15 protein-coding genes are annotated in these 14600 nt (G+C 63.6%); 5 read left to right on the top strand and 10 right to left on the bottom strand.

From position 1 onward, the window contains the following. Positions 1 to 32 precede the first annotated feature (32 nt). Entirely contained in the window at positions 33 to 656 is a 624-nt protein-coding gene (locus tag MHX52_RS00310) for a DUF3000 domain-containing protein (RefSeq protein WP_035003765.1), read from the top strand. 71 nt (positions 657 to 727) lie between these two features. Further along, positions 728 to 1999, top strand: coding sequence for a ribonuclease D (locus tag MHX52_RS00305; protein WP_035003763.1), 1272 nt, complete (start codon positions 728 to 730; stop codon positions 1997 to 1999). Here the strand turns inward: MHX52_RS00305 and dxs are convergent. The 5 genes from dxs to dut form a co-directional block, all read right to left on the bottom strand. Next, on the bottom strand, positions 1996 to 3888 hold the full coding sequence (gene dxs, locus MHX52_RS00300) for a 1-deoxy-D-xylulose-5-phosphate synthase (protein WP_049050503.1): 1893 nt from the start codon (positions 3886 to 3888) through the stop codon (positions 1996 to 1998). The genes MHX52_RS00305 and dxs overlap by 4 nt on opposite strands. 98 nt (positions 3889 to 3986) lie before the next feature. Beyond that, positions 3987 to 5309, bottom strand: coding sequence for a class I SAM-dependent RNA methyltransferase (locus MHX52_RS00295; RefSeq protein ID WP_070487594.1), 1323 nt, complete (start codon positions 5307 to 5309; stop codon positions 3987 to 3989). Next, complete coding sequence (locus MHX52_RS00290; protein WP_049050501.1) at positions 5296 to 6027, bottom strand: DUF3159 domain-containing protein; 732 nt, start codon at positions 6025 to 6027, stop codon at positions 5296 to 5298. Before MHX52_RS00290 ends, MHX52_RS00295 begins: the two co-directional genes overlap by 14 nt. After that, a complete protein-coding gene (locus tag MHX52_RS00285) occupies positions 6027 to 6719 on the bottom strand; it encodes a DUF3710 domain-containing protein (protein WP_049050500.1) in 693 nt (230 codons plus the stop codon). Before MHX52_RS00285 ends, MHX52_RS00290 begins: the two co-directional genes overlap by 1 nt. A gap of 62 nt (positions 6720 to 6781) precedes the next feature. Continuing rightward, on the bottom strand, positions 6782 to 7258 hold the full coding sequence (gene dut / locus MHX52_RS00280; protein WP_049050519.1) for a dUTP diphosphatase: 477 nt from the start codon (positions 7256 to 7258) through the stop codon (positions 6782 to 6784). A 108-nt stretch (positions 7259 to 7366) separates the two neighbouring features. On the opposite strand from dut, the gene MHX52_RS00275 reads away from it, so the two are divergent. Beyond that, entirely contained in the window at positions 7367 to 7852 is a 486-nt protein-coding gene (locus MHX52_RS00275; protein WP_049050499.1) for a DUF3093 domain-containing protein, read from the top strand. Positions 7853 to 7858: 6 nt separating this feature from the next. Here the strand turns inward: MHX52_RS00275 and MHX52_RS00270 are convergent, their stop codons facing one another. Together MHX52_RS00270 and MHX52_RS00265 are read right to left on the bottom strand one after the other, a co-directional pair. Continuing rightward, positions 7859 to 8158: a DUF4193 domain-containing protein gene (locus tag MHX52_RS00270; RefSeq protein ID WP_005295036.1), complete on the bottom strand. Its 300-nt coding sequence runs from the start codon at positions 8156 to 8158 to the stop codon at positions 7859 to 7861. A 178-nt stretch (positions 8159 to 8336) separates the two neighbouring features. After that, positions 8337 to 9332 (bottom strand): inositol monophosphatase family protein, encoded by a 996-nt coding sequence (locus MHX52_RS00265; RefSeq protein ID WP_239315957.1) that lies wholly within the window; start codon positions 9330 to 9332, stop codon positions 8337 to 8339. A 128-nt stretch (positions 9333 to 9460) separates the two neighbouring features. Here MHX52_RS00265 and ppgK point away from each other — a divergent pair, with 128 nt between their 5' ends. Together ppgK and MHX52_RS00255 are read left to right on the top strand one after the other, a co-directional pair. After that, a complete protein-coding gene (gene ppgK, locus MHX52_RS00260; protein ID WP_304504273.1) occupies positions 9461 to 10240 on the top strand; it encodes a polyphosphate--glucose phosphotransferase in 780 nt (259 codons plus the stop codon). A gap of 224 nt (positions 10241 to 10464) precedes the next feature. Continuing rightward, positions 10465 to 12117: an RNA polymerase sigma factor gene (locus MHX52_RS00255; protein ID WP_239315955.1), complete on the top strand. Its 1653-nt coding sequence runs from the start codon at positions 10465 to 10467 to the stop codon at positions 12115 to 12117. Positions 12118 to 12135: 18 nt separating this feature from the next. Here MHX52_RS00255 and MHX52_RS00250 read toward each other — a convergent pair whose 3' ends face one another. The 3 genes from MHX52_RS00250 to MHX52_RS00240 all read right to left on the bottom strand — a co-directional run bounded on the left by MHX52_RS00250 (position 12136) and on the right by MHX52_RS00240 (position 14581). Beyond that, entirely contained in the window at positions 12136 to 12510 is a 375-nt protein-coding gene (locus MHX52_RS00250; RefSeq protein WP_049050497.1) for a DUF308 domain-containing protein, read from the bottom strand. A gap of 113 nt (positions 12511 to 12623) precedes the next feature. Further along, complete coding sequence (locus tag MHX52_RS00245) at positions 12624 to 14342, bottom strand: DEAD/DEAH box helicase (protein WP_035003754.1); 1719 nt, start codon at positions 14340 to 14342, stop codon at positions 12624 to 12626. Further along, on the bottom strand, positions 14339 to 14581 hold the full coding sequence (locus tag MHX52_RS00240; protein WP_005295046.1) for a DUF3039 domain-containing protein: 243 nt from the start codon (positions 14579 to 14581) through the stop codon (positions 14339 to 14341). The genes MHX52_RS00245 and MHX52_RS00240 overlap by 4 nt, the downstream gene beginning before the upstream one ends. Positions 14582 to 14600: the final 19 nt, after the last annotated feature.

Here is a 14600-nt window from a genome sequence, read left to right as displayed (position 1 = left end):
ACGACAAACCTTAAAGGCTAGGTTTAGGCCTTGTGAGCCAAGAGACTGAGATCCCAGAGTACTTCCACGAAGCGGTGCGCTCCATGTCGGAAGCACAAGTGCGTCGCGGCATCAGCGTCGGAGACATCCGGCCGCCCCGCAACCTCGCACCCCTCAGCCACGCCATCGGCCTCGAGGTGCTGCCCGCCGACGAGGACAGCGACGACAGCACCGGAACCCCCGCCGGCGATGCCTTCGGCCGCCTGATCCTGCTCCACGACCCGCAGGGCGAAGAGCAATGGAAGGGCAAGCGTATGCGCATGGTCGCCTACATCCAAGCGGACATGGATGCCGCCGTGGCCTCCGACCCGCTGCTGCCGGACGTGGCATGGGACTGGCTCAAGGAGCAGCTGGATTCCCCGAGTTGTGAATACACCGACCTCGGCGGCACGGTGACTTCTACTGCTTCCGTCCGCTACGGAGAGATCGGCGGCCCACCGCGCGCCTTCCAACTGGAGATGCGCGCCTCCTGGACCGCCACCGGTTCCGACCTCACGGGCCACGTCCAAGCCTTCGCGGAGGTGCTGGCTAACGTCGCCGGCCTGCCGCCCGAGGGTGTGACCAGCCTGGCTTTCGGTGCCCGCCCCGCGGGCACCGCGGCCGCCAACGACTCCTAGTAAAACAACTTCTAGTACAGGTGGGAGGCTCCGGGGCGAGGTAACCGGCGGGCTGACGTATCGTTAGAGCCGTGAGTTTTGTCTCTGTCCCCGCCGCCGGCACCCCGGTACTGCGGGATACCCCGCAGCACATCGACGCAGCCGCCCGCGCACTCGCCGCAGGCCACGGCCCCATCGCCATCGACACGGAGCGCGCCTCTGCCTACCGCTACGACGATCGCGCGTTCCTGATCCAGCTGCGTCGCCACGGCTCCGGCACCTTTCTGATTGATCCGGAGGCCGAACCCCAAGCCACCCGTCGCATGGCCAAGGTCGTGAACGAAGCCGAATGGGTGCTCCACGCCGCGCACACCGACCTTCCATGTCTGCTGGCCTTGGATTGGCACCCACAGGTACTGCACGACACGCAGATTGCCGGGCAGATCCTCGGGGCCGAGCGCATCGGCCTTTCCGGCATGCTGGAGGCCTACTTCGACATTGAGGTGCCCAAGGATAAAGGCAACGCGGACTGGTCGCGCAGGCCGCTGACCGACGCGATGCTGAACTACGCCGCCCTGGACGTCGAATGGCTGCTGGAGCTACTGGAACACTGCCTCGATGACCTCACCGAGGCGGGTCGCACCGAGTGGTATGTCCAGGAGTGCGCACACGTGCTGGCATCCGCCTCTCCCCTGTCCGCGAACGACTGGACGAGTCTGAAAGGCTTGAGTTCTCTGCGCGGCGCCCTGCCCCGCCGGATCGCCCACGACCTCTGGGAATCCCGCGACACCATGGCCCGCCGCGGCGACATCTCCCCGGAGGCCATCCTGCGCAGCCGTGACCTCGTGGACATCGCCGGCCGTGCCGATCGCGACCGCGCCGGTGCGCTGCGGCAGTTGAACTCCTGCCTGCATCACTCGCGGGCGCGCATGAAACCTCGGGCTCGCAGGCACATGGCCGAGCTTCTTTCGGACGCCCTCACGTCCGAGACCCAAGACCTCGAAACCCAACAGTTCCTGCCGCCGCGAAACCCCACGCGCGGCATCCCGGATCATAAGGTCTGGCCGGAGGAATACCCCCGTGCGGCTGCCTACTCCGAAGCGATTCTCTCCGCGGCCGATGACGTAGCGGATCGCCTGCAGATCCGCCTCGACACGGTTGTTACCAGGAAAAATCTGCGCCAAGCTGCCTGGTCCTGCTGGCAGGCCGAAGACTCAAGCGCGCTAGATGGGGCCGATGACCCGATCGCGGAGTGGGAGGAACTGCTCGGCGAAAAGTGGTCCGCCCTGGGGCTGCGACCGTGGCAGGTGGAGTTATTGCTCGACGCTGTCACCCCTGCCGTCGCGGCAGTCTACGCAGGCTAGAGCTTCTCCGCGTAACCCACGACGGTCCGGGCGACGGTCTCCACGTCCAGGCCCAGCTCCTCGAGCACCTCGCCGCGCGAGGCATGAGCCAGGAACTCTTGCGGTACGCCCAGGTTGCGGACGGGCACGTCGATGCCTGCCTGGGACAGGTCGTAGTGCAGACGGCTACCCGCTCCGCCGTGCACGCCGTTGTCCTCGATCGTCACGATGAGGTCGAAGTCGCGGGCGAGCTCCAGCAAGCTATCCGCAGTGGGAACTACCCAGTGGGGATCCACGACGGTGGCGGAGAAGTTGGCGTCACAAAGAGCTTGCGCAGCCCCCAGAGCCTGGTCCGTAAGAGCTCCGAAAGAGACAATGAGTACGCGACCGTCGGCCTGCTCTCCGCCCTGCTCGAACAGGACGTCGTAATCGGCCTCCTCGCGCACGGCGGGGATGTCGGCGGGGGCGTTGCCCTTCGGGAAGCGCACGACAGTCGGAGCGTCGTCGATGGCCACTGCGCGGTCGAGGGCCAGCTCCAGTGTGCGCGCGTCGCGCGGGGCGGCGACGTGGATGCCGGGGACGATGCCGGTGATCGACAGGTCCCACATGCCGTTGTGGCTGGCGCCGTCGGAGCCCGTGATGCCGGCGCGGTCGAGGACGATGGTGACGCCCAGCTTCAGCAGGGCGACGTCCATCAACAGCTGGTCGAATGCGCGGTTGAGGAACGTCGAGTAGACGGCCACTACCGGGTGCAGGCCACCGAGAGCCAGGCCGGCGGCGGAGGTCACAGCATGTTGCTCGGCGATGCCGACGTCGTAGGTGCGGCTGGGGTGCACCTTCGCAAAGTCTGCCAGGCCGGTCGGGCCAGCCATGGCGGCGGTAATGGCGACGATGTCCTCACGTTCATTGGCAATGTCGATCAGGTGGTTAGAGAACACCTTGGTCCAGCTGATCGCGCCCTCGGTCTTCTTCGCCATCGACTCACCGGTGATCGGGTCGATCACGCCGGTGGAGTGCATCTGGTCGGCCTCGTCCTGCTCTGCGGGGTCGAAGCCCTTGCCCTTCTGTGTGACGGTGTGGACGATCACGGGGCCGCCGTAGTCCTTGGCGTAGCGCAGAGCGTTCTCGACCTGCTTGAGGTCGTGGCCATCGACGGGACCGATGTACTTCAGCCCCAGTTCCGGGAACATCTCGTGCGGGATGACGGTGTGCTTCACGCCCTCCTTGAGGCCGTGAATCACCTGGAAGGCGCGGTCACCCACCCACCCCATTCGACCCAGGGCGTACTTGCCGGTATCCATCACCCGGTCGTACATCGGCTGCAGGCGCAGCGCTGCCAGGTTCTCGGCCAGGCCGCCGATCGTGGGCGAATAGGAACGGCCGTTGTCGTTGACGACGATGACCAGGCTGCGCTTCTTCGCGGCGGCGATGTTGTTCAGCGCCTCCCACGTCATGCCACCGGTCAACGCGCCATCGCCGACCAGGGCGACGACATGGCGGTGGACCTGGCCGGTCAGCTCGAAAGCCTTGGCCAGACCGTCAGCATAGGACAGCGAAGCCGAGGCGTGGGAGGACTCGGTCCAGTCGTGGGGGGACTCCGCCCGATCCGGGTAACCGGAGAGCCCGTCCTTTTGACGCAGCGTGTCGAAAAGGTCCCGGCGACCCGTCAAGATCTTGTGCACATAAGACTGGTGGCCGGTGTCGAAAATCAGCGGGTCCGAAGGCGAGTCGAATACCCGGTGCATGGCGATCGTCAGCTCTACAACGCCCAGGTTCGGTCCCAGGTGGCCGCCGGTTGCGGAGACCTTCTGGATAAGAAACTCGCGGATCTCCGCGGCCAGCTGCTCTAGCTGGTCTGCGTCCAGCCCCTTGAGGTCAGCGGGCGAAGACACCCTATCGAGAATTCCCATGTGAAACTACTCTTCTCCGTCCTCATGTCTCGCGCCGAATGTTTTGTCTGTCCATTCTAACTGCGCTCAAGTGTTTTGAAAGAATCCCCTACCGGGGTTTAAGAGCCTGCGCGACCGCGGCGGTCCGGAACCAAATATGCCAGCAGTTCTACGTGGTGGTTAAGGCCGAAGGCATCCACCACGCACAGCTCCTTAATTGCGTATCCGTTGTCGATCCAAGCTGAAAGGTCGCGGGCGGCGGTGGCCGGGTCGCATCCCACGTGAACGACGTGCCGCGGGCGGGCCTTGGCAATATCGGCAACCGTCTGCGTGCCCGCGCCCGTGCGCGGCGGGTCCAGAACCACCGCGTGCACGGATCCTCCGCTTGGCAGTTGGGGAACCAGACCCGCCACATCGCCACCGACAAACTCGACATTGTCGATGCCAGCCGCCGCCAGGGCCTGTGCCCCTGCCTCGCTGGCGCTACCGGCCACGTCTACGCAGACCACTCGGTCGGCCTTGCGGGATAGCGGCGCGCTGAATACTCCAGCGCCGCCGTACAGATCCCACGCAATCGACTGCTTAGGCTTTGCCCCCTCAGCCTTCTGCCCCTGCGCCACCGGCGGGATGTGGCGGGCAATCCAGGCGGAGTAGAACTCCGGCGCTACACGGTGCGCCTGCCAGAAGTCCTGCACCTGGCTTTCCCACTGCACGTTGAACTCCTGGTCGAGGCCGACCCCAAAGTGCACGGTGCGGGAAACGGTGGGGATCTCGCCCGCACCATCCGTGGCTTTACCCCGCAGCTGCACCATCTTGCGAGTGCCGTCATCTGCCACGGCAACGGCGATCTCGGTGTTGGGTACCAAGTTCCCGGCCGCTCGCAGCTGCTCGATTTCTTCGGCCAGCCCTTCTCGCAGCGCCTCGCTCCACTGCGCACAGGGGTGCTCTACGGGCACCACCTGGTGCGAGCCGCGTGCCCGCTGGCCGACGTTGCCCTCCCCGTCCACTGCCAGACGCACGCGCGTGCGCGAGCCCGCGAAGGGCTGCAGGCTCTCGGTATCGATGGTGACATTCTGTAGGGATTCGGCATCGATCTTGCCCACGCGAGCCAGCTGATCCAGCACCACTTGCTTCTTATAGTCCAGCGACCCGGCTGCGTCCACGAAATCCAGGTCGCAACACCCAGCCCCAGCCTGCGCTGCCGGGCATGCCGGGGACACACGGTGGGGGCTCGGCTGTCCGATGGCTACAGCCTCGCCGTTGCGGAAACCTTTCTTAGACTTCGAGTTCCGCGCCGGATCCAGCGCCACCGTCACATCCTTCTCGCCCGGCAGTCCACCGCGCACGAACACGATTTGCCCGTCCAGTCGGCCGATCACGGTGCCGCCGTTCGCCGGACCCGCCAGGTCGATCACTACTTCTTCCTTCTTAGTGACGCCCATCAGCCTCCACCTCTTCGATACCTTCTTCTACGCTTTCCGCTTCGATCTGCGCTGGGTCTTGCGCGTCTTCGCCCGGCTTCTCCGAGTGCCGCCCCTCCGCTCGGTTCGCTGCCTTTACTGCCCATACGGTGACCGCCACCGCTACCAGCGTCAGGGGCCATCCCATTGCGATGCGGGTGTACCCGAGGGCGTCAGTCTTATCGCCAGCATAGAGCCACTGCTGAACGGCAAAGCGGGCGAAGAACACCACGGCCCACGCAAGGGTGGCGATGTTGAAGGCCCGCACTGCTCGGCGGTTCGTGCGCCAGCGGTGATCATCACCATTGATGCCGCGCCATACCGCGCCGACCAGCGGCCAGCGAACAAAGATCGAAATAATGGATGCGATGCCCGCCACCAGCGAGTACCAGATGCCGTAGGCGAAATAGCCCTTTGCATCCCCCATGATCCAGGCGATCGCTGCGCACAGCGCGACCGCGAGGAAGCCGGAGATCGCCGGCTGCAGGTTCTCCTTGCGCGCTACGCGCCACACCAGAATCAACACTGCAACCGCCAGCGCAGAAATCAGCGCGGGTCCCAGACCCCACTGGCTGTTTACCGGCACCAGAACCAGCACGGGCAACGTGGAGGAGACCAGTCCGGACAGGCCTCCCATTTGCTCCAGCAGGGTGGCCTGGGCTGCATCGCCGCCCTGTTGCGGCTCTGTCTTTCCTGCCATTACTGCAGATCCTCGCCCAGATTCCGGGTAGCTCCCTGAGATTCGGCATTCTGGCGGTGGGCCAGCTCCTGCAGCTGCTCCTGCAGAGCATCCGCCATGGCCTGTGGCATCAACACCGGCAAAGGCTGGCCGGCCGGAATTGGGTCGCTGCCGCGGCGGATAAAGGTACGTGCGATGATCTCCCGGCCCACCTTGGCCAACTCGTCCGCCTTGGACTTCTCTCCGGCCAGCGTCGCCCGGAACATCCAACGTGGACCGTTCACGCCGATCAGGCGCATCTGCCCCTCACCGGCTACCGCGCAGATCTCCTGGCCCCACGGGCCGTCCTCGACGTGAACGTCCAGGCCGTCCTTCGTCATGCCCGCGACCGTCTCCTCGACAGATTCGGCCCACAGGTCACCGTTTCGCGGTGCAGCGAAGGCAATCGGGGTAATGCGCCCACCGTCGATCTCCAGGTGAATCATCTGCGGCCCCTCCGGCCCCATATCCACCTTGACCTCACCGCCGTGCGGCACCGGAATGAGCATGGAGCCCAGATCCAAAGCTCCCGCGGCAAAATCCGAGAAGTCGAAGTCCTGGAAGTTCACCGTGTCGCCGTCAAACGGGCCAAAGTCGTTTTCTGACTGATCCTGCTGCGGCTGAACAGCTTCCTCTACTTGATTCTTGTCGTCGTTACTCTTGCGACCAAACATCTCAAAACTCCGTCTTCTGTTGGCTTCTTAAGTTACTTCGAGTGCAGCTAAGCGTTGCGAGTCTAAACCCCAGTGGAGCCATAGCCGGACTCGCCCCGCACGGTCTCCCCCAGTTGCTCTACGCTCTCGACCTCTTCGACGTCGCACAGGCTGACTTCCTGCACCAGCAGCTGTGCAATCCGCTCCCCGCGCGCCAATTCAATGGGCTGCTCAGGATCCAGGTTGATCAGGCATACCTTGATCTCCCCGCGATAGTCCGCATCAATCGTCCCCGGGGCATTGACGATGGAAAGCCCCTTCTTCAGCGCGAGCCCACTGCGCGGGTGCACCAGCCCCACTGTGCCTACAGGCAATGCGATGGCGATGCCTGTGCCGACCAGCTCCCGGTGCCCAGGGGCAATGGTCACATCCTGGGCCGTGTAGAGGTCTATGCCGGCATCCGTCGGGTGGGCGCGGCGCGGCAAGGGCAGCTCCTTGTCCAGGCGAACGATACGCAGCGGGGCGTCATTTCCGGTTTGTCCATTTTGCTTAAGGGTCACGGTCTCCAAGACTACAAGTACCCAACCGAAGTTACGATGTCCGAACCCCCACGGGCTAGAATTACTAGGCAGCACGCAAAGCGATCAGATCTATCAGGAGATATTCAATTGGCATCGGACACTCAGCAGGAAAAGCTGCTGTATTCGGAGCACCAGCGCGTACCCCTAGTGTGGTGGCTGTTCGCCGCGGGCGTAGTCGCAATCATTGCGTGGCAGGCGCAAATGGGCCGTCCGATGTGGGCCTTCTACGTCGCCCTCGTGGTTTCCGGCGCGCTGGCAGTGTGGGCGCTTATTTACTTCTCCCGCACGAAGGTGGAGGTCACGGAAGATAGCTCCGGCGAGCGTTGGTTGCATGTCGGCCCGGCAAGACTCCCCGCAAGTGTGGTCAGCCGCAGCCTAGTTATTCCCCCTACCGCCAAGCGCGCCGCTATGGGCCGCCAGCTGGATCCGGCCGCCTATGTTGTGCACAAGAACTGGATCCCGACGATGGCGATGCTCGTCCTGGACGATCCGGACGACCCAACCCCCTACTGGCTAATCTCCACTAAGGAACCTCAGGAGGTTCTGGAGCAGCTTGGTCGCCCGATCTACTAATGCAGCTTAAGCGCAGTCCTTGCAGATGTACTCGCCGTCGGCAACGGTTTCTGCAATGCAGCTGCGGTGCTGCACCAGGAAACACACGCTGCAGGTGAACTCGTCGCTCTGGCGCGGGATTACAGAACCGGACAGCTCCTCGCCAGAAAGGTCCGCCATGGGTACGTCGAAGGGCTCAACGATCTCTCCATCATCCGTATCGGAAACGGACGGCTCGGCCTTCTCGGCGGCCTTCAGGCCCTCCAGAGAGTCGGTCTCGATGTCGTCTTCGGAACGTCGGCGCGGCGCGTCGTAGTCAGTGGCCATTAGGGGTCCTTACTTACGTCGGTTGTGTCGATCAGATGGAGTGCAAAACAGCCAGCGGGACTGGCTGAAAATTGCCTTAACTCGTCTCACTGTTCGCGGATCCTAGAGCACATGCACACCCCTTGTCACTTTCACGCGCGCTCTGGCGCCCGATTGGGGTAAAAGGATCCCCCCGTGGCTATTCCACCAGCAGTTCAGCCAGTTCCGCAGCCACCCCCGGCTTCACCGCCAATACAAGCGCCTTCGCCTCCTTCGTCACGTCGTAATCCGGGGCCACGCTGATCGCTCCGGCACGCGCGGCAATCAGACATCCCGCCGCGTGATCCCACGGACCCAACCCGTGTTCAAAGTAAGCATCTACTTCCCCGCTTGCCACACGGCACAGGTCCAGTGCGGCCGAGCCGATCCGTCGAATGTCGCGGACTTGCGGCAGCAGGCGGGTCAGCCGCTCCGCCTGGCGGCGGCGATCCTCGGCCACGTACGAAAAGCCGGTTGCAACCAGCGCCTTCCCCAGTGCTCCACCAGGCGCTGCCTCCTGCTCCGCCGGTTCCACGCGCAGGGTATCGGCCGCGGCCTTATCGGAACTGTCGGCACTGCCAGCACTGTCCTGCAAGCGCTGCGCCGGCCCGCCCGCATGAGCCACATAGGCAACCTGACCTGTCACGTCCACCACCACTCCGGCTACTGGCTGACCGTTCACCACTGCGGCGATGCTCACGGCATAGGCCGGAACCCCGTAGAGGAAGTTCACTGTTCCATCGATCGGATCGACGATCCATAGAACCTCCCCCGGGGCACTGTCCTCGCTACTCAAGCCGCTTTCCTCACCGAGCACGCGGGATCCGGGCACCCGCTGCAGCAGCTGCTCTGTAATGAGTTTCTCGCTGGCCTGGTCTACCTCCGTCACCGGATCCACCTCGGAGGTCTTCGTCCCCACCACGCCGACGTGACCGTGCTCGTCGGCGAGTTCGCCACGACGGCGTCGAATAAGGACAGCCGCCTCGCGCGCCACCTCGAGGGCTACTGCCTCCAGGTCGGCAGGGCTAAGGGTTTTTTCTCTTGTGGACGCCCCAGCCTCCCCCGCCGTCGACACCTCGTCGAACACTCGCAGGGGCGCCTGGTTGGATTCTGCCCGCTGGAGAATCGTCGCTACCTCACGCGCCTTAGCGCTCATACTTGCTGAACCCGTGTTTTCCATGTTCTCCACCTTGCCATTCCTGATCACTCTTCACAGCCACCTTCCACGGGGCAGACTGCTAGACCCCGATGCCGAGCGCAGCCCAATATCTTCAAGGTAGTGTTATGGGCATGACTGAGGACAAGGCAGAGCAGAACCTGAGTTTCGGCGTAGACATCGGTGGATCCGGTGTGAAAGGCGCCGTAGTAGACCTCAACACCGGCGAGCTGGTCACCGAGCGTTTTAAGATCCTCACCCCGAAGCCCTCCACCCCGGATGCAGTGGCGGAGGTCGTGCGCAAGCTGATGGACATGGCCGATTGGGATGGCCCGGTGGGTGTAACGGTGCCCGCCGTGGTCAAGGATCAGAAGGCTCGCTCCGCGGCGAACATCGATAAGTCGTGGATCGATACCGATATGCAGGAGCTGTTCAAGCGCCACCTCGGCGAGCGGGAGATCGCTGTTCTTAATGACGCCGACGCAGCCGGACTGGCCGAGGTCAAGTACGGCGAGGAAAGCGCAAAGGAAGGCGCGGTGCTGATGCTCACTTTCGGAACCGGCATCGGCTCGGCCATGCTGTGTGATGGAAACCTGTTCCCCAACTCCGAGCTCGGCCACCTGCCCCACGACGAGAACGGTGACGTCGAGTGGTATGCCAGCTCCGCGGCGAAGGATCGCGAGGAGTTGTCCTATAAGAAGTGGGCCGCGCGCGTGGACGAGGTTCTGCACACCTACAGCGCTCTGTTCAGCCCGAAGACGTTTATCGTCGGCGGCGGTATTTCTCGCAAGGCCGACAAGTGGGTTCCGCTGCTGACTGTCGAAGAGGAAGTTATCCCGGCGAAGCTGCGCAATCAGGCGGGCATTATCGGCGCTGCAATGGCCGTACAAGATGGCATCAAGCCCTAGTACCCGCTAGAAAGCAACCGCTTCGTACCAGGGATGGTTGCAACGCCATGCTGCAATTTGAGTTATAATGGGCGGTCGATTAGCACAGCAGGGGTTTCAACGACCCTCCTAGACCATCCGGTTGCGGGTATGCCGCAACCCGGTGCACCCTAATTCCTTTTAGGAATGTGGCCTTTTAGGGAGGCCATTTCAGTGCACCATGCAATACGAGTGAAAGGGCTTCCGTGGCAGCGAACGACTCGACCACCACCGGCGAAGACAGCACCGAGGGTGTTGTGCGCAAGGTTGCAAAGAAGACGGCAGCGAAGAAAACTGCCCGAAAGGTGGCGAAGAAGTCGACGGTTGCCAAGAAGGCCACCGCGCGGAAGGCTACGGCAAAGGCTGCTGAATCTGTTGCCGAGCAGGAGGAGCAGGCGTCCACTCCCGTAAAGAAGGCGGCGAAGAAAACCGCAAAGAAGGCTGCCAAGAAGACTGCGCGCAAGGCCGCGAAGAAGACGGCCAAGAAGGCAACCAAGAAAACCGCGAAGAAGACCACGCGCAAGGTTGCCAAGAAGACGGCGAAGAAGACTACCGCGAAGCGCGGCACCAAGGCGGCAAAGGCGGCTGAGGAGGTCCTCGAGGAGGACGTAGCTGCAGCCGGCACCGCCGCTACTTCGGCCAAGCAGCAGGATGCGCCGGATAGCGTAGAAGAACGGGACGACTTCGACGATGACGAGGACGCAGATGCTCCGGATGACCTCGATGCGCTCGAGGACATGGATGAGGACGAAGACCTCGACGACCTGGAGGATCTCGACGATCTCGAGGACGATGACGACGACCTCGACGATGATGACGAGGACGACGAAGACTCCGAGGATTCCGACGAGGAAGACGACAAGAAGGACGGCAGCTTCGTCTGGGATGAAGACGAATCCGCAGCGCTGCGTCAGGCTCGAAAGGATGCCGAGCTCACGGCTTCCGCGGACTCGGTGCGTGCGTACCTGAAGCAGATCGGCAAGGTCGCGCTGCTGAACGCGGAGCAAGAGGTCTCCCTGGCCAAGCGCATCGAGGCCGGCCTGTACGCCGCTTATCGTCTGCAGGAGATCAAGGAGTCGGGCGAGAAGCTCTCCCCGATGCACCGTCGCGACCTGCGCGAAATCGACCGCGACGGGCGCCGCGCTAAGAACCACTTGCTGGAGGCCAACCTGCGCCTCGTGGTGTCCCTGGCCAAGCGTTACACCGGCCGCGGTATGGCGTTCCTGGATCTGATCCAGGAGGGCAACTTGGGTCTTATCCGCGCAGTCGAGAAGTTCGACTACGTGAAGGGCTACAAGTTCTCCACGTACGCCACCTGGTGGATTCGCCAGGCGATCACCCGCGCCATGGCCGACCAGGCCCGCACCATCCGTATCCCGGTGCACATGGTCGAGGTCATCAACAAGCTGGGCCGCATTCAGCGCGAGCTGCTGCAGGACCTGGGCCGCGAGCCTACTCCGGAAGAGCTGGCGCGCGAGATGGACATCACCGTGGACAAGGTGCTGGAGATCCAGCAGTACGCCCGCGAGCCGATTTCCCTGGACCAGACCATCGGCGACGAGGGCGATTCCCAGCTGGGCGACTTCATCGAGGACTCGGAGGCCGTCGTGGCCGTCGACGCGGTCTCGTTCACCCTGCTGCAGGATCAGCTGCAGGATGTGCTGCACACACTGTCCGAGCGCGAGGCCGGCGTGGTGAAGCTGCGCTTCGGCCTGACCGACGGCATGCCGCGCACTTTAGACGAAATCGGCCAGGTTTACGGGGTTACCCGCGAGCGCATCCGCCAGATCGAGTCGAAGACGATGTCCAAGCTGCGCCACCCGTCGCGGTCCCAGGTGCTGCGCGACTACCTGGACTAGTTCTGGACTAGTTCTGCACTAGTTCTGGTTGTTCTTCACGCAGTCGGAGAACTCCGTGCCACGCAGATCCTCGCAACCCTCCATGCTCTTCATGGCCACCTGGGTGAAGAAGATCGCGATAGCCATGGCCAATACCCCCAGCACCAGTCCGATAATCGCGTAACTGCGCTGCGTGCCCCGGCGGTTCGCGATGACCACCGATGCGATTCCCACCAGGATCGCCACCGCTGCCACCACGATGCCGATCAGGGGGAACATCGCCGCCGGGATAGACAGGATGCCCACGATCAGGGCGGCCAGGCTCAGCCCGCTGACCTTGCGCGGCGCGATCTTCTGGAGTTCGACCTCCTGCGCGTTGGACTTATCCAGATCGATGTAGTCTTCTCGAGCCATCGTGCCGTTTCCTTCCCTCCGGGATCGCTTGCCTCTAGGCATCCGGCGATACACCGCCGTTGCTTGCCGCGGTGTATCTTACCCCACTTTCCCGGTGTCCCCCTTATCCATCCTCACCAGTCTCTTAGGTAAGCGATGCGGTCGCGTAGCTGCTGTGCCGTGCACAGCGCCGTGGACGGCCCGCCGCAGTTTCTCCGCGCATCGTTGTGAATCTGCCCATGCGGTTTGCCGGTGCGGGCGGACTTCATAGACACCAGGGCGTTCAACTCCTTGCGCAGGGCCGGGAGTTCCTCGCTGGCCACGCGCTTATTGCGCAAGTCCGCGCCACTGCCCTCTTCGGCCGGCCTCTGCTTCTCCTGCTTGCGGCGCTCTTCCTCTTCCTTCGCCCGCGCGTCCAACTGCTCGGCTTGGCGCTGACGCAGCAACGTACGCATCTGTTCGGCGTCCAGAAGACCGGGTAGGCCAAGGTATGCCTGCTCCTCCTCCGACCCGCTCAAGGTGGCCGTGCCGTAGGTCGAACCGTCGTAGATGAGACTGTCGAGCTCGGCCTCGGCGCCGACGGACTCGTAGCCTTTGTCCTCTTCCGGCTCGTTTTGCTCCTGGTTGGCTTGTTGTAGGAGTTGGTCGTCCCAGCCTTCGTTCTGTCGGTGGGGCTTGCCGAGCACGTGGTTGCGCTGCTGCTCCATCTTGGAGGCTAACTCGAGGAGTACGGACACACTGGGGAGGAAGATTGACGCCGACTCCCCCGGCCGCCTGGAGCGCACGAAACGGCCGATGGCCTGAGCGAAGAACAGTGGTGTGGAAGAGGATGTGGCGTACACGCCCACGGCCAAGCGCGGCACGTCCACACCCTCGGAGACCATTCGCACGGCCACCATCCACTCGTCGGTGCTGGCGGAGAACTCCTTGATGCGTTCGGAAGCCCCCGCCTCGTCGGAGAGCACCACCGTCACCGGGGTGTTGCTGATCCGCTCCAGAATCCGCGCGTAGGCGCGCGCCGTGGTCTTGTCGGTGGCGATCACCAGGCCACCCGCGTCGGGAATGGTCTCGCGCAGCTGCTGCAGGCGCGTCTGCGCGGCATTGAGTACGGCGGGGATCCAGTCGCCCTTGGGGTCCAGCGCGGTGCGCCACGCCCGCGCGGTCTGCTCTGCGTTCAGCGGCTCGCCCAGGCGTGCCTCAAACTCCTCGCCGGCGGAGTTGCGCCAGCGTGCCTGGCCGGAATAGGCCAGGAACACCACCGGGCGGACGACTCCGTCCTTCAGCGCATCCGCGTAGCCGTAGGTGTAGTCGGCGGAGGACACGAGTGCGCCGTCGGCGCCCTCCACGGCTTCGTAGCGCACAAAGGGGATCTGGGAATCGTCGGAGCGGAAGGGCGTACCCGTCAGCGCGAGGCGGCGTTCCACGTGCTCGTAGGCCATGCGCACGCCGTCTCCCCAGCTCTTTGCGTCGCCGGCGTGGTGGATCTCGTCCAGGATCACCAGCGCCTTCTTGGCGGTGGCTACCTGGTAGTGCTTCGTAGGCTTCATGCCCACCTGGGCATAGGTCACGCACACGCCGTCGTAGGCGTTGTTGAACGGCGAGGAGTTGGTGAACTCGGAGTCAAGCGCGATTCCCCGCTCCGCGGCGGACTGCGCCCACTGCACCTTCAGGTGTTCGGTGGGCACCACGATAACCAGCCGGTCCACTGCACGGGTATCCAGTAGCAACCGTGCAATCGTCAGGGCGAAAGTCGTCTTACCCGCACCCGGGGTCGCCACGGCCAGGAAGTCCTTCGGGCTGGCCTCGACGTACTTGTTCAGTGCCTCCTGCTGCCATAGGCGGAGGTGCTTCACTTCTTGCGCAGCCCCTTGTAGATCTGCTCGCAATCCGGGCAGACAGGCGATCCCGGCTTGGCCTGCTTGCGCACAGGGAAGGTCTCGCCGCACAGAGCCACGACCAGCTTGCCCATCACGGCGGATTCGACGATCTGGTCCTTCTTCACGTAGTGGAAGAACTTCGGTACATCGTCATCCGTCGTCGTATCCGTGTTGACTTCGGGGCGCTCAATCGTTGTCGTACTTGGGTTACTCACAGTTCACCATCATGCCCCT

It is taken from the genome of Corynebacterium sp. ACRQJ, assembly GCF_022346045.1.
GTDB classification, from domain to species: domain Bacteria; phylum Actinomycetota; class Actinomycetes; order Mycobacteriales; family Mycobacteriaceae; genus Corynebacterium; species Corynebacterium evansiae.
Note: the sequence above shows the minus strand (reverse complement) of the source record. Positions and strands in the feature narration are given on the sequence as shown.

Bases quoted from the DNA above. Each gene is read 5' to 3' on its own strand.
- dxs (WP_049050503.1), bottom strand. From the start codon at position 3,888: ATGGGAATTCTCGATAGGGTGTCTTCGCCCGCTGACCTCAAGGGGCTG.
- MHX52_RS00295 (WP_070487594.1), bottom strand. From the start codon at position 5,309: ATGGGCGTCACTAAGAAGGAAGAAGTAGTGATCGACCTGGCGGGTCCG.
- MHX52_RS00290 (WP_049050501.1), bottom strand. From the start codon at position 6,027: ATGGCAGGAAAGACAGAGCCGCAACAGGGCGGCGATGCAGCCCAGGCC.
- MHX52_RS00285 (WP_049050500.1), bottom strand. From the start codon at position 6,719: ATGTTTGGTCGCAAGAGTAACGACGACAAGAATCAAGTAGAGGAAGCT.
- MHX52_RS00270 (WP_005295036.1), bottom strand. From the start codon at position 8,158: ATGGCCACTGACTACGACGCGCCGCGCCGACGTTCCGAAGACGACATC.
- MHX52_RS00265 (WP_239315957.1), bottom strand. From the start codon at position 9,332: ATGAGCGCTAAGGCGCGTGAGGTAGCGACGATTCTCCAGCGGGCAGAA.
- ppgK (WP_304504273.1), top strand. From the start codon at position 9,461: ATGGGCATGACTGAGGACAAGGCAGAGCAGAACCTGAGTTTCGGCGTA.
- MHX52_RS00250 (WP_049050497.1), bottom strand. From the start codon at position 12,510: ATGGCTCGAGAAGACTACATCGATCTGGATAAGTCCAACGCGCAGGAG.